Origin of the sequence: Aquabacterium sp. (assembly GCF_048860245.1) — a bacterium.
Lineage (GTDB): Bacteria > Pseudomonadota > Gammaproteobacteria > Burkholderiales > Burkholderiaceae_C > Aquabacterium.
Window position 1 is genome coordinate 36,851 of sequence record NZ_JBLIZW010000072.1, and the last position, 13,552, is coordinate 50,402.

Below are 13,552 nucleotides of genomic sequence, written 5' to 3' on the forward strand. Positions count from 1 at the left end.
CTGGTTATCGTGGATACAACTGATTCGTGGCTGTTGTCGCGTGTGGGCGCTCGCCTGTTGTCTGCTGGTGCAGGGGGCGTCGCAGGCTGGTTGATAGGTGATCGAATGGGCTACCCGGGCACGATGTGCGCGGTCGGCGCAATGAGCTCGGTATTGGTCATCTCGGTGGTGGATACCTTGCGAGGCCATCGGCTCTTGGACTGGTTGCGTGTGCCCGAGGGCGTGGCGCCAACCTTGCCTGGCATGTGGGGCGAATTGGCCCACCGCATGCAGCGTGTTCTGCAATTGCGGGAAATGGCCACCAATCAGGAGCGCGATCGACTCGCGCAGTTCCTGGCAGCCATTGATGCCTCACCGAATGGCGTGATGCTGCTCGATGCCAGCGATCACATTGACTGGATCAGTTCTGCGGCAGCCGATCATTTCGGGTTGAATCAACACCGGGATATTCAACAGCGCGTTACGAATCTGGTGCGCCAGCCGGCCTTTGTGGAGTACCTCTCGAACGGCAACTTTGCCGAGCCGCTGAAGTGCCCCATGGGCCATGGCTCCAAGAACTGCTTGCAGGTTTACGTCCGGCCTTATGGTGACGGGCTGAAGTTGGTGCTCTCTCAAGACATCACTGAGCGGGAGCGTGCTGACACCATGCGCAGTGATTTCGTGGCCAACGTCTCGCATGAAATCCGCACGCCCTTGACGGTGCTGGCGGGCTTCATCGAGACCATGGCAACCTTGCCGTTGACCGAAGCCGAGCGTGCGCGGGTGTTGTCGCTGATGTCGCAGCAAGCCGAGCGGATGCAGCATCTGGTTTCGGATTTGCTGACGCTGGCGCAGATCGAAGGTAGCCCCCGTCCGCCTTCCCATAACTGGACAGGTGTTTCCAAGCTGCTGGACCGCATTGAAAACGATGCGCAAGGATTGTCCAGAGGTCGTCATACCGTGGTGTTCAACCTGCCCCAGCCATGCAAACTCTGTGAGATTTCCGGTGTGGAAAGCGAATGGCTGAGTGCCATGGGCAACTTGGTGTCCAACGCCATCCGCTACACCCCCGAAGGGGGCGCCATCACGGTGTCGTGGTCCAGTACGCCCGATGGCTCAGCCGAGTTCAGCGTGCGCGATACAGGTCCAGGCATCGCGGCAGAGCACCTGCCTCGTCTGACCGAGCGGTTTTACCGTGCCGATGGCAGCCGCTCACGTGACACGGGCGGTACCGGGCTGGGCCTTTCGATCGTGAAACACGTGATCCAGCGACATGGTGGTGAACTCCGTATCACCAGCGAAGTTGGAAAGGGTTCCAACTTCACGCTGCACGTACCCGCAAGCCGCGTCCGATACGGCACGCCAGCTTGAAGCTGGTGGTCAGGGGTGAGCAACGGCTGCCGGCCGGCGATACACAACGATTTGTTCGGAGTTGCGCGTACGCTGGTTGAATTGCGCCACGCGCTCCCACCCATCGACGGTTGGGGCCGCGGCCCGACCACCAACGCGCAGCAACAGCGCGTCACACCGAACAGAGGGTGAGCGCTGGCTGTCTGGCAGGCCATTGACTTGATAGCCACCGAAGTATTCCAGTCCGGTCAATAAGCCAACGGGCACTTCTGGCGCGCACAACAAGGCTTTTGACGGGACGGTGGTGCTGATCTTGCCGATCAGGGCGCGATAACTGCGGGCCTGATCCAGAATGGGAAGCCACAGGGTCATGAACAACAGCCAGCACAAGGCGACACCGCCGGCTGGCAGCACCAGGCTCTTCCACAATGCATGGCTGTGCCGCGCCGTACGCCAACGAACGAGCGCCAGCCACAGCAGGGTACCGAGCAGCGCCGCCAATAAAGCCGTTAGCGAGAAATAGGCCTGAGTGCCTGGCACCAACTTGGCAATGCGCTCTGCGGTTTTGGCGGGGACCCCGGTATGCAGTGAGATGTAGCCCACCCAGATCAGCCCCGCACATACCGTAAAGAAGCACACCGAAAACCAATCCAGTGCGGCACCCAGACCGCGCTGAAGAATGGGGAGTGCAAATGAGGCCAGCACAGCCAGCGCTGGCAAAGTCACCAGCATGGCGCGCTCATTGCCACCCATGGCAATCGCTGCGCCAAAACCAACCAGGGCCAACAACAGTGGCACAGCGATGTGCCGGTAAGTGATCTGACGGCGCCAGTACCAAACCGTCAGTGCGGCAAGGGGCAGGGTGGGCCACGTAAACCAGACCACCAGCTTGGGAATGTCCATCACACGCTGAGCCGCATCGACGCGCCACGCCCACCCCGACAAACCGATTGCGCTGAGCAGCGTTGCCAGTGCGGCGGCCATCGCCGTGGCAGCGACCACGAACCAGAAGTGGCCGCGCAGTTCAGTTTGGCGTGAGCGCCAACAAACGGCCATTCCCGCCAAGCCGGACAACACCGCAACCGTCGGGCTGCCGCTCGCGGCCATTTCTGGAAGCGCGAGAAGGGCGGCCCAACGCGCCTGGATGGGGTGATATTGAGCCGATGAAAGGCTGTACAAAAAGGCCACGCTGCCGGTGAGTTGCAGCAGCTCTGGCGTGGTTTCATGCCCCAGTTGCAGCAGGCCCAATGAGGCGATCAACGCCAGCAAGGCACCATCGGCCAGTGCTCTCGCATAGTCCTGAGGGCGTGCTTCACCGCCAAACGCCAGGGGCAAGGGCTGAGCAGCATCCGTTCGCGCCAGGTGGTAGGTGCTGTACCACGTCAGTGCCAGGATCAGCGACAGCAGCAGCGCAAAGGGAATGCGTGCGGCCAGCGCCGGGTCGATCCAGGGACTCAGCAGGGAAATGAAGGCGCCCCCCAGCCAATAAGGCAGCACGCCCCCCGAAGTTGGCAATACGCCGCCGACATTGGGGTGCAGCCAGGAGGCTTGTCCCAGCGCCACGCTCCACATGTGTCCGAACGACGCGATGTCTTCGTTCTTCCAGGGATCTCGCCCGATCAGGCCCGGGATGACATAGGCGGCACAAAACAGCAGGAGCGCCCAACGGGGCAAGCGCTGCACCGCCTTCTGGGTCACCAGAGCGGGAGTAATGAAGGGGGCCTGCGAACGGGTGGTCATGCGATGTGTGGCTCGGGCAGGGCAGAAACGAAAAAGGGCAGCATACAGCCACCCTTTTGAGATTCAAGTGCAGGAGCGCAGAAGACCTGCGCTCGGCACACAAGATTACTTGCGGAATGCAGCAAACTTGTTGCGGAACTTCTCGACGCGGCCGCCCAGGTTGTCGACGCTCTTTTGTTGGCCGGTGTAGAAGGCGTGCGATTCGGAAGAGGTTTCCAGCTTGAACAGGGGCAGTTCACGGCCGTCTTCCAGCTTGATGGTTTCCTTGGTAGGAGCGCAGGAACGGGTCACGAACTTGAAGCCGTTGGACTGGTCCAGGAAAACGACTTCACGGTAGTTGGGGTGAATACCTTGCTTAGGCATGTGAGAAACCTCTTGCTGTTTGCATCATCGGTAGCCACCAGACCCCATGTCTGGCACTTTCCGACAGCCGGAAAATGGCGGATTGTAGCAGATAAAAAACCCTGATCGCAAGGCGAGCAGGGCTTAGTGGGCATGTCAGCCATGCCCATGCTCCAGGGGATCAACCCCCACGACGCATCATGTCGAAGAAATCGTGGTTGTTCTTGGTGGAGCGCATCTTGTCGAGCACGAACTCCATCGCCTCGATCTCATCCATTGGGTAGAGCAGCTTGCGCAAAATCCAGCTCTTTTGCAGGATTTCGGCCTTGAGCAGCAGCTCTTCGCGACGGGTGCCGGACTTGTTGATCAGGATGGATGGATAGACACGCTTTTCGGCCATGCGGCGATCCAGATGGATTTCGCAGTTGCCGGTGCCCTTGAACTCTTCGTAGATCACTTCGTCCATGCGGCTGCCGGTGTCGACCAGCGCGGTGCCGATGATGGTCAGCGAACCACCTTCTTCCACGTTACGGGCGGCGCCAAAGAAGCGCTTGGGGCGTTGCAGCGCGTTGGCGTCCACACCACCGGTCAGCACCTTGCCGGAGCTGGGCAACACGTTGTTGTAGGCGCGGGCCAGACGGGTGATCGAGTCCAGCAGGATGACCACGTCCTTCTTGAGTTCGACCAGACGCTTGGCCCGCTCGATCACCATTTCGGCGACCTGAACGTGACGCTGGGCTGGCTCGTCGAAGGTGGAGCTGATGACCTCGCCGCGCACGGTGCGCTGCATTTCGGTCACTTCTTCGGGACGCTCGTCGACCAGCAGCACGATCAGGTGAACGTCGGGATGATTGGCAACCAGCGCGTGCGCCAGGTTCTTCATCATCACGGTTTTACCGCTCTTGGGAGGCGCAACCAACAGCGCGCGCTGACCCTTACCGATCGGGGCGATCAGATCGATGATGCGGCTGGTCACGTTGTCATCGCCGCGCACGCCATCGCTTTCGAGCTTGAATTGCTCGTCAGGGAACAGCGGCGTGAGGTTTTCGAACATCAGTTTGTTCTTGTTGACCTCGGGGGCAATGCCGTTGACGCGGTCAACCTTGACCAGGGCAAAGTAACGCTCGCCGTCTTTGGGCACGCGCACTTCGCCTTCGATCATGTCGCCGGTGTGCAAGTTGAAGCGGCGAACCTGACTGGGAGACAGGTAAATGTCGTCCGTGCTGGCCAGGAAGCTGGTGTCCAGCGAGCGCAAGAAGCCAAAGCCGTCAGGCAAGACTTCAAGCACGCCGTCGCCGAAGACCTGTTCGCCAGCCTTGGCGCGCTTCTTCATGATGGCGAACATCAGCTCTTGCTTGCGCATGCGAGCGACGTTCTCGATTTCGAGGGCTTCGGCCATCTCCACCAATTTGGAGATGTGCAACGCCTTCAGTTCTGACAAGTGCATGGATGGGGACCCTGAACGAAATCTGACCAGCGCAACATCACTCTTCGAAGGAGCAATGAGCCAGGCAGAAGAAAAACTCGTGGGTGAATGGACAAGAGGCCACGGGGCCATCGTTTGTCGAGGTGAGGTCAGCCGGGAAGGCGCCCTGTGAGGGCCATTTGCTGCGACACCGTCAGTCTGATGTTGTCAGACTGCTTCGACGAACACCGACCGAAAACCCGGTCAGCGATCGCATTATAGATACATAAATGGCGAAGGCCCGTGAGGGCCCCGCCGAGACGCTTACAGGTTGGCGTCGATGAAGGCGGTCAGTTGCGCCTTGGACAGGGCACCAACCTTGGTTGCAGCCAACTGACCATCCTTGAAGATCATCAGCGTAGGGATGCCGCGGATGCCAAACTTGGCGGGCACATCGCGGTTTTGGTCCACGTTCATCTTCGCAACGTTCAGACGACCAGCGTAATCATTGGCGACTTCGTCGAGGATCGGGGCGATCATCTTGCAGGGGCCACACCACTCGGCCCAGTAGTCCACCAGCACGGGCTGTGCAGACTGGAGGACGTCTGCCTCGAACGAAGCATCAGAAATGTGTTTGATCAGGTCGCTGCTCATGTAATTGTCCTTGGGGGAATTTGACGAGCCACATCTTCGTTACGGTGCGTCGTCAACGGTTGGGGAATTCTGACACAGAAGCTGTGCGGGGGTTATGGCAGGACGCAATCCCATTTCTATCGCGTTGATAGCCTGCGTCCAACCGTTGCATCCATGATCATGCGCTTACAAAAAAGTCCGCAATGTGAAATAGAGGGTGGTTTATGCATCAGGACCGGGCTTTGAGTGACTTGTTTTGTTGTGCAATACCGGAGTAACAAAGGGAAACCACGTTCCGAGGATCATTCGTCTTGCAAGCGACCATGGCCACCGCCGCAACACAACAGCAGACAGCGCCGCGACAGTTCGCGCGCTTTCAGTTGCTGCGCATGCTCGGGCGGTCGCTGGCATCGGCTGTTTGGTTGGCGATGGACCCGCGACTGCAGCAAGAGGTTTTGGTCGTGGTGCCTCGCGCGCAACCCGCCAACGTGCGCGAGCGTGAGAACTGGATGGCAGACGTTCAGGCCGGCGCGAGGCTGCGTCACCCACGGTTGTCCGAGGTGCTGGAAGTCGGTCTGCACGAGGGGTGGCCCTTCGTGACCTACGCCCGGGGTACCGGGATGACTCTGGCTGAACGGGTATCCACGGGATCCAGCCTGACGCCTGTTGAAAGTGTGCAGATCATCGCTGAAGTGCTGGAGGGCGTGGCTTACGCCCACGAAGCCGGCGTGGCGCACCATGACATTGGCTTGCATGACGTGTTGCTGGATGCCAATGGGCATGCGCAATTGCTGGGGCTCGGTGCCGGACTGGCCCGACTCGCCCCTGGTGACGCACGTGCACAGCACATGGGGCGGCAGGAACTTCGCCTGGCTTCAGAGCGCGACGTGCTGATGTGTGGCCTGTTGCTGCACCGCCTGCTGGCCAACCACCCGGCACTGGATGACGCAGACATTGGCAGCGCAGCCGGGCGTGTCGGCGTCGAGATTGTTCGGCTGCCCTGGACAACCCCGCATCCGGTTCCGGAAACCTTGCGTGCGATCGTCAACCGATCGACAGACCGGCAGCACCGTCAGCGCTATCTGAATGCACGCACCCTGCTGGGCGCACTGCATGGTTGGATCAAAACCAATGCAGACGAGGCCGGGGGGCCGCTGGCATTGCTGCTGGACCGATTGAATTCGGTTGGAACATTGCCTTCTCGCCCGGGCATGGAGCGTGCGCTGGTGGGGGCGTTGTCACAGGAAATGCTGCGCGTGGACGACTTTGTCGACGTTCTCGTGATGAATCCGGCGCTGACATGGGAAATGCTGCGAGCCGTCAACACGGCATCGTTCCGGAGTCAGGGCGTGGATGAGGCAGTCAGCACCTTGTCGCGTGCGGTGATGCTGCTGGGGCAACAAGGCATTCGCAAAGTGGCCTCCACGGTGCGTGCATGGCCGGGTGCCTTGGGGGCTCAGGCCAGCCTGACGCATACCGGTGAGACACCATCCGTTGTAGCCCTGCAGCATGAGCTTCGGCGCACATGCCTGGCGGGTGCCATGGCCCGCTTGTTGGCGCCGTTTACCATCCACGACGAAGAAGCATCGGTTTCAGCCATGTCCCAGAGATTGGGTCGCTTGCTGATCCACTATCACTTCCCGGACGAGGCCGCACAGATCCATCGTTTGATGCAGCCGTCGCCGGCGACCGAGCCCGATGCCAAACCCACGCCTGGCATGCAGTTGGAAACGGCCGTGAGCGCGGTACTGGGTGTCAACCTGGATGATTTAGGCGGTGCTGTGCTGCAGCACTGGGGCATGCACGAACGCATCGTTCATGCGGGTCGCCCTCTGCCCAGAACTACGCCTGTACGCCACCCGAGTTCGCCGGAGGAAACCCTGCGTGCCGTGGCCAGTCTGGCCAATGAGTTGACCGATGCGCTTCAAATGGAGCCCACCAAGGTGCCCAGCGCGATTCATCAGGCCTATTTGCGCTATGCGCGTGCGCTGGAGTTGAGCTCGAAAGAGTGCCTGCAAACGATCGAGCAGGCCACCCGTCTGGTCGACGGGGGCCGAAAGCCTGAAGCGCTTAACCCAACTTGAGTGCCTGAGCGCACTCTTTGACCAGCGCCGGGCCGCGATAGATCAGACCCGTGTAGATCTGGACCAGATCCGCCCCGGCATCGATCTTGGAGCGTGCATCCGCTGCGCTCATGACGCCACCCACCCCGATGATGGGGAAGCGTGGGCCCAATGCCGCACGCAACTGACGAATCACCTGATTGCTGGCCTCCAGCACGGGGGCGCCACTCAAGCCGCCAGTTTCCTCGGCGTGCTTCATGCCCTGAACCGCGTCACGAGAAATGGTCGTGTTGGTGGCGATCACGCCGTCAATGCCATTCTTCTGCAATGTGGCTGCGATCACGCCTGCTTGCGTTTCGTCCAGGTCAGGCGCGATCTTGACGAACATCGGAACGGTGCGACCATGCTGTTGAATCAGCTGTTGGCGACGCTCTTGCAGTTGTCCCAGCAAGGCATCCAGAGCCTCGTCGCTTTGCAGTGCGCGGAGGTTTTTGGTGTTGGGAGAGGAAATGTTGACGGTGACGTAGTCGGCGTGTGGGTACACCCCTTCGAGGCAGATGAGGTAGTCATCCACGGCGTTTTCAATGGGGGTGACCGCGTTCTTGCCGATGTTCAGCCCCAGGATGCCGCCGCTTTGACGGAAGCGCGCACGCTTGACGTTGGCCAGAAAAGCATCCAGCCCTTCGTTATTGAAGCCCAGGCGGTTGATCAGCGCATTGGCTTGCGGCAGACGGAACATGCGAGGCTTGGGGTTGCCGGGCTGCGCCTTGGGTGTGACCGTGCCCACCTCGACAAAGCCGAAGCCCATGGCACCCAGCCCGTCGATCACCTGACCATTTTTGTCCAGACCAGCGGCCATCCCGATGCGGTTGGGGAAGGTGATGCCTGCCACTTCGACGGGGTCCTGAACGCGCTCGCTGCCCCACAGGCAGGCCAGAGGCGTGTTCTGAAACCGGGCCAGGCCCGCGATGGTCAATTCGTGTGCCGTTTCCGGGTCCAGGTTGAACAGCACGGATTTGGGCAGAGAGTAGGGCAGCAGAGCCATAAGACGGCGATTGAGCGACGAAGTCGACTGTTGACGGCAAACCTCTATTGTCCCCGATCTGGGCGTACTTGCATCCCCTGTGTGCCATCAAGTCGCTGTGGCAAACTGCGCGACCTTGATGCTCGCGCTGGCCCCGTCAATGAAGGCAGGGCAATCGCAGCAATGTTTGAATGTTTTTCGACAAGGCCTGAGCTTGGACAAGATCCTGATGCAATTGGCGGCCGAACTGAAGGTTCGTCCCGCGCAAGTCAACGCAGCTGTCGAACTGCTCGACGGTGGCGCCACGGTTCCCTTCATTGCCCGTTACCGCAAGGAAGCCACCGATGGCTTGGATGACACCCAACTGCGTGAGCTGGATGCTCGCTTGGGCTACCTGCGTGAGCTGGAAGACCGTCGCGCGGCCGTGCTCAAGAGCATTGATGAGCAAGGCAAGCTGACGCCGGAATTGCGGGCAGCCATCGAGTCCGTGCCCACCAAGCAAGAGCTGGAAGACCTGTACCTGCCGTTCAAGCCCAAGCGTCGCACCAAGGGCATGATCGCCCGCGAGGCTGGCATCGAGCCCTTGGCCGACAAGCTGTTTGCAGACCCAAGCCTGGACCCTCAGTCGGAGGCCGCTGCGTTTGTGAACGCTGATGCCGGCTTTGCTGACACGTTCGCGGTGCTGGATGGCGTCCGGGACATTTTGTCTGAGCGCTGGGCGGAAGATGCCACGCTGATCGGCAAGATGCGCGACTGGCTGTGGTCAGAAGGCCTGTTCAAGTCCAAGCTGATGGATGGCAAGGACGAGAACAACCCCGATGTCGCGAAGTTCCGCGACTACTTTGACTACGATGAACCCATCCGGACCGTGCCCTCGCACCGCGCATTGGCTGTGTTCCGTGGACGCACGCAAGAATTCCTGGATGCCAAGCTCGTGCTGGATGAGGAAGTCATGCCAGGCAAGCCCACACTGGCAGAAGGTCGCATCGCGGTGCACTTGGGCTGGAGTCACAACAAGCGTCCGAGCGATGACTTGATTCGCAAATGCATTGCGTGGACGTGGAAGGTCAAGCTCTCGCTGAGCCTGGAGCGTGACCTGTTTGCCCGCCTGCGTGAAGACGCCGAGGCCACCGCCATCAAGGTGTTCGCAGAAAACCTGCGCGACCTGTTGTTGGCAGCGCCTGCTGGCAAGCGTGTGGTCATGGGCTTGGACCCTGGTATCCGCACTGGTGTGAAGGTGGCCGTGGTGAGCGATACCGGCAAGGTGCTGGATACGTCGACCGTGTACCCCCATGAGCCGCGCAAGGACTGGGAAGGCTCGATCCATACGCTGGGCCGCTTGTGCGCTGCCCATGGGGTCAACCTGATCGCCATTGGCAATGGCACGGCCAGCCGAGAGACCGACAAGCTCGCGGCCGATTTGATCAAGCGGATTCAGCAGATGGCGCCAGGCACACCCATTGAGAAGGTGGTGGTGTCGGAAGCCGGGGCATCGGTGTATTCGGCGTCGGAGTTTGCGTCCAAGGAATTGCCAGATCTGGATGTGAGTTTGCGTGGCGCGGTGTCGATCGCACGTCGCTTGCAGGACCCACTGGCCGAGTTGGTCAAGATCGACCCCAAGAGCATCGGGGTCGGCCAATACCAGCACGACGTCAATCAGAGCGAACTGGCGCGGACGCTGGATGCGGTGGTGGAAGACTGCGTGAACTCCGTGGGGGTGGATCTGAACACGGCTTCAGCACCTTTGTTGTCACGGGCTTCGGGTCTGAGCACGGCCGTGGCCAACAGCATTGTGCGCTGGCGTGATGCGAATGGCGCGTTCAAAAACCGCAAGCAGTTGATGGATGTGGCTGGGTTGGGCGCCAAGACGTTTGAACAGTCAGCGGGTTTCTTGCGCATCCGTGATGGCGACAACCCATTGGACATTTCCGGCGTTCACCCCGAGACCTATCCGGTGGTGGAGAAGATGCTGACGAGTACCGGCAAGCAAATCGGTGACCTGATCGGCAAGAGTGATGTGCTGCGCACGATCAAGCCTGAAGTGTTTGCCAATGACAAGTTCGGGGTGATCACCGTCAAGGACATCTTGGCAGAGCTGGAAAAGCCGGGGCGCGATCCTCGCCCGGACTTCAAGGTGGCACGCTTCAACGACGGTGTCGAGGACATCAAGGACCTGAAAGAAGGCATGGTTCTGGAAGGGACCGTGTCCAACGTCGCCCAGTTTGGCGCGTTCGTGGATTTGGGTGTGCATCAGGACGGTCTGGTCCACGTCAGCCAGTTGTCCAACAAGTTTGTGACCGATGCCCGAGAGGTGGTCAAAACGGGTGACATCGTCAAGGTCAAGGTGATCGAGGTCGATCTGGCGCGTCAACGCATTTCGCTGACGATGAAGCTGGACGCCGCGACGGGGCCGAAAGGCGCGGGTGCCGCACGGGACAACAGCTTCCGTCCTGCTGCGCGCAACGAGCGCCAAGGTGGTGGGCGGGGCGCTCCGGCACCCGCCTCTCAGGGGCAGTCCGCAATGGCTGCGGCCTTTGCCAAATTGCAGACCAAACGCTGAGCGACTTGCCGTTCAGACTCGGGCGCGAACCAGTCTCAAACCGTTGAACACCACAATGAGGCTGGCGCCCATGTCTGCAAACACTGCCATCCAGAGGGTGGCGTGCCCCGCCAAGGCCAGCGCCAGGAACACCGCCTTGATGCCCAGAGCGATGCCAATGTTCTCTTTCAGGATGCGTGCTGCACGCTGACTGAGGCGGATGAACTGAGCGATTTTCCGAGGGTCGTCATCCATGATGGCCACATCAGCGGCTTCCAGCGCAGTCGCGGTGCCGGCTGCGCCCATGGCCATGCCAATGTGGGCGCGCGCCAAGGCGGGTGCGTCGTTGACGCCGTCTCCGACCATGGCAACGGGGCCGTATTGCGCCGTCAATTGCGCCACCGCACTCAGCTTGTCTTCAGGAAGCAGGTTGGCACGCACATCGGCAATGCCTGTGGCTTGCCCGACCACAGCCGCGGTGGTGGGGTTATCGCCGGTGAGCATGACGGTGTGAATGCCCATGGCCGACAACGCTGCAACGGCAGTCGAAGATTCTGGCCTCACGGTATCCGCCACCGCAATGATGCCAACGGGATGGTGCGCATTGGTCAGCACCATGGCCGTCTTGCCTTGCGATTCGAGCGATGCCAGCAGGGCTTCCAAATCGGGGGAGCACAAACCGCGCTCTTCGACCAGTCGATGGTTGCCCAACTGCCAGCGCTCGCCGTTGACATCACCTTGAACGCCACGGCCGGCCAGCACACTGAAGTTCGTCACTGGCGATAGAGCGCCATCACCACCTTGGGCTTTGGCTGCCGCCACAATCGCTTGCGCCACAGGGTGCGCGCTATGGCTGTCCAGGCTGGCTGCCATGTGCAGGGCTTGTGCAGACGTCCATCCTTGCAAGGGATGCACATCGGTCACTTCGGGGCGCCCTGTGGTCAGGGTGCCGGTTTTGTCCAGTGCAACCGTGCGGATGTGCCGGCCCCCTTCCAGGTGGGCGCCGCCCTTCACCAAAATGCCCATGCGTGCGGCGGCAGCCAAACCACTGACCACCGTCACGGGCGTGGAAACCACCAAGGCACAAGGGCAGGCAATGACCAGCATCACCAAAGCTTGGTAAAGCCAGTCATGCCACGTCCCCTGCGTGAGCAGCGGGCCTGAGAGTGCCACGACCACGGCAAAGGCGACCACAGCAGGGGTGTAGTAGCGCGCAAACTGATCAACGAATCGCTGAGTGGGGGCACGTTGGGTCTGCGCCTCTTGAATGGCTTTGGCGATGCGCGCCAGGGTGCTGTCGCCCGCCACCGCCGTGACTTCGGCCTCAGCCACGCCATCGGTCACGATGCTGCCGGCGAAGAGCGGATCACCGGGCTGTTTGTCGACCGGCATGCTTTCGCCAGTGATCGGTGCCTGATTGAGGGCTGCGTGCCCCACTGTGATCTTGCCGTCCAGCGGGACGCGCTCTCCGGTCCTGATGCGAATGCGCGCACCGACTTGAACCTGCCCGACTGGCACCTCGACCCAGTCATGGCTTCGCCAGACGGAAGCGGTATCCGGCGCATGCTCTGACAGCGCCGAAATGGCATGACGTGCACGCTCCAGCGACAGTGCCTCAATGGCCTCTGCGACCGCGAACAGGAAGATGACCATGGCGGCTTCAGCCCAATTGCCAATCGCCAAGGCACCGGCCACGGCCAGCGTCATCAAAAAGTAAATGTTGAGCGTGAGGTGGCGCAGCGCAATCCATCCCTTTTTGAGGGTGGGGCCACCGGCCGTGGCGATCGACAACGCAGCCAAGGCCAGCACAGCCATGTGTTGCTCTTGTCCGGTGAGCCAGGCGACGCTCTCAGCCAGCACAGCAGCAAGGCCCGACGCCACCAGCAGCCCCTTGGTGCGAGAACTGAGTGCAGGGGCGAGCGGGGCGGCGGCTTCGCCGTCTGTCAGCAAGACGGGCACCATGCCAACGTCGAGCAGGGCATCGGCCACCGCACTGGCATCGTCCAAGCGGTGATAGACCGTCAGCTCACGCGCCAGCAGATTGAAGTCAAGTCGAACCACACCGGCCAGCCCTTCGACGCGCTGGCGAATCAGGCGCTCTTCCGTCGGGCAGTCCATGGCGTCAATGCGGTAGCGCACGCGGCTGGCATCGACTGGGGGTGGGGGGGGAGGTGACACCTGCTGGGCCTGGGTGGCAGGGCCACAACAGGTGTCGATGTGCTCATGGTCGTGATCGTGATGGGCTCCCGACGCAGAGGCACGAGCCGGCGCTTGTGGCGCCACGGCAATGGGAATGACGCGGTGTCGACGGGAGTTCTCTTGCATGCGGGAATTTTGGCATGCCCCGTCGGCCGGTCGAAAGTCAGAGCATGGAGCCCGTTTGCTGATAGCGGGTATGCCACGCGAACGCCTGTTGAAGCAGGTGTGGCGTGTGACCACCATGTCGGCAGGCCTCGTGGAAATAGTCTTGCAAGGCT

Annotated in this window: 9 protein-coding genes; 3 read left to right on the forward strand and 6 right to left on the reverse strand. The window is 61.0% G+C overall.

All coding sequences use genetic code 11. The features are described 5' to 3' along the window. Positions 1–9 precede the first annotated feature (9 nt). A complete protein-coding gene (phoR, locus tag ACMV18_RS08555) occupies positions 10–1,350 on the forward strand; it encodes a phosphate regulon sensor histidine kinase PhoR (RefSeq protein WP_420817500.1) in 1,341 nt (446 codons plus the stop codon). 9 nt (positions 1,351–1,359) lie between these two features. Here phoR and ACMV18_RS08560 read toward each other — a convergent pair whose 3' ends face one another. From ACMV18_RS08560 to trxA, 4 genes are all read right to left on the reverse strand, one after another. Then, positions 1,360–3,069 (reverse strand): hypothetical protein, encoded by a 1,710-nt coding sequence (locus tag ACMV18_RS08560; protein ID WP_420817501.1) that lies wholly within the window; start codon positions 3,067–3,069, stop codon positions 1,360–1,362. Positions 3,070–3,174: 105 nt separating this feature from the next. Further along, positions 3,175–3,432 (reverse strand): type B 50S ribosomal protein L31, encoded by a 258-nt coding sequence (locus ACMV18_RS08565; protein ID WP_374256014.1) that lies wholly within the window; start codon positions 3,430–3,432, stop codon positions 3,175–3,177. Between the two features lie 160 nt (positions 3,433–3,592). Then, entirely contained in the window at positions 3,593–4,858 is a 1,266-nt protein-coding gene (rho, locus tag ACMV18_RS08570) for a transcription termination factor Rho (protein WP_374256016.1), read from the reverse strand. 282 nt (positions 4,859–5,140) lie between these two features. Then, positions 5,141–5,470 carry a thioredoxin TrxA gene (gene trxA / locus ACMV18_RS08575; protein ID WP_420817502.1) on the reverse strand — a complete coding sequence of 110 codons (330 nt, stop codon included), beginning with the start codon at positions 5,468–5,470 and terminating at the stop codon, positions 5,141–5,143. Positions 5,471–5,772: 302 nt separating this feature from the next. On the opposite strand from trxA, the gene ACMV18_RS08580 reads away from it, so the two are divergent. Continuing rightward, a complete protein-coding gene (locus tag ACMV18_RS08580; protein WP_420817503.1) occupies positions 5,773–7,533 on the forward strand; it encodes an HDOD domain-containing protein in 1,761 nt (586 codons plus the stop codon). Here ACMV18_RS08580 and ACMV18_RS08585 read toward each other — a convergent pair. Next, on the reverse strand, positions 7,520–8,557 hold the full coding sequence (locus ACMV18_RS08585; RefSeq protein WP_420817504.1) for a quinone-dependent dihydroorotate dehydrogenase: 1,038 nt from the start codon (positions 8,555–8,557) through the stop codon (positions 7,520–7,522). The two genes, ACMV18_RS08580 and ACMV18_RS08585, sit on opposite strands and share 14 nt — an antisense overlap. Before the next feature lie 193 nt (positions 8,558–8,750). On the opposite strand from ACMV18_RS08585, the gene ACMV18_RS08590 reads away from it, so the two are divergent. Beyond that, positions 8,751–11,096, forward strand: a complete 2,346-nt coding sequence (locus ACMV18_RS08590; protein ID WP_420817505.1) for a Tex family protein — start codon at positions 8,751–8,753, stop codon at positions 11,094–11,096. A 12-nt stretch (positions 11,097–11,108) separates the two neighbouring features. On the opposite strand, the gene ACMV18_RS08595 is transcribed toward ACMV18_RS08590, so the two are convergent. Further along, positions 11,109–13,400, reverse strand: coding sequence for a heavy metal translocating P-type ATPase (locus ACMV18_RS08595; protein WP_420817506.1), 2,292 nt, complete (start codon positions 13,398–13,400; stop codon positions 11,109–11,111). Positions 13,401–13,552: the final 152 nt, after the last annotated feature.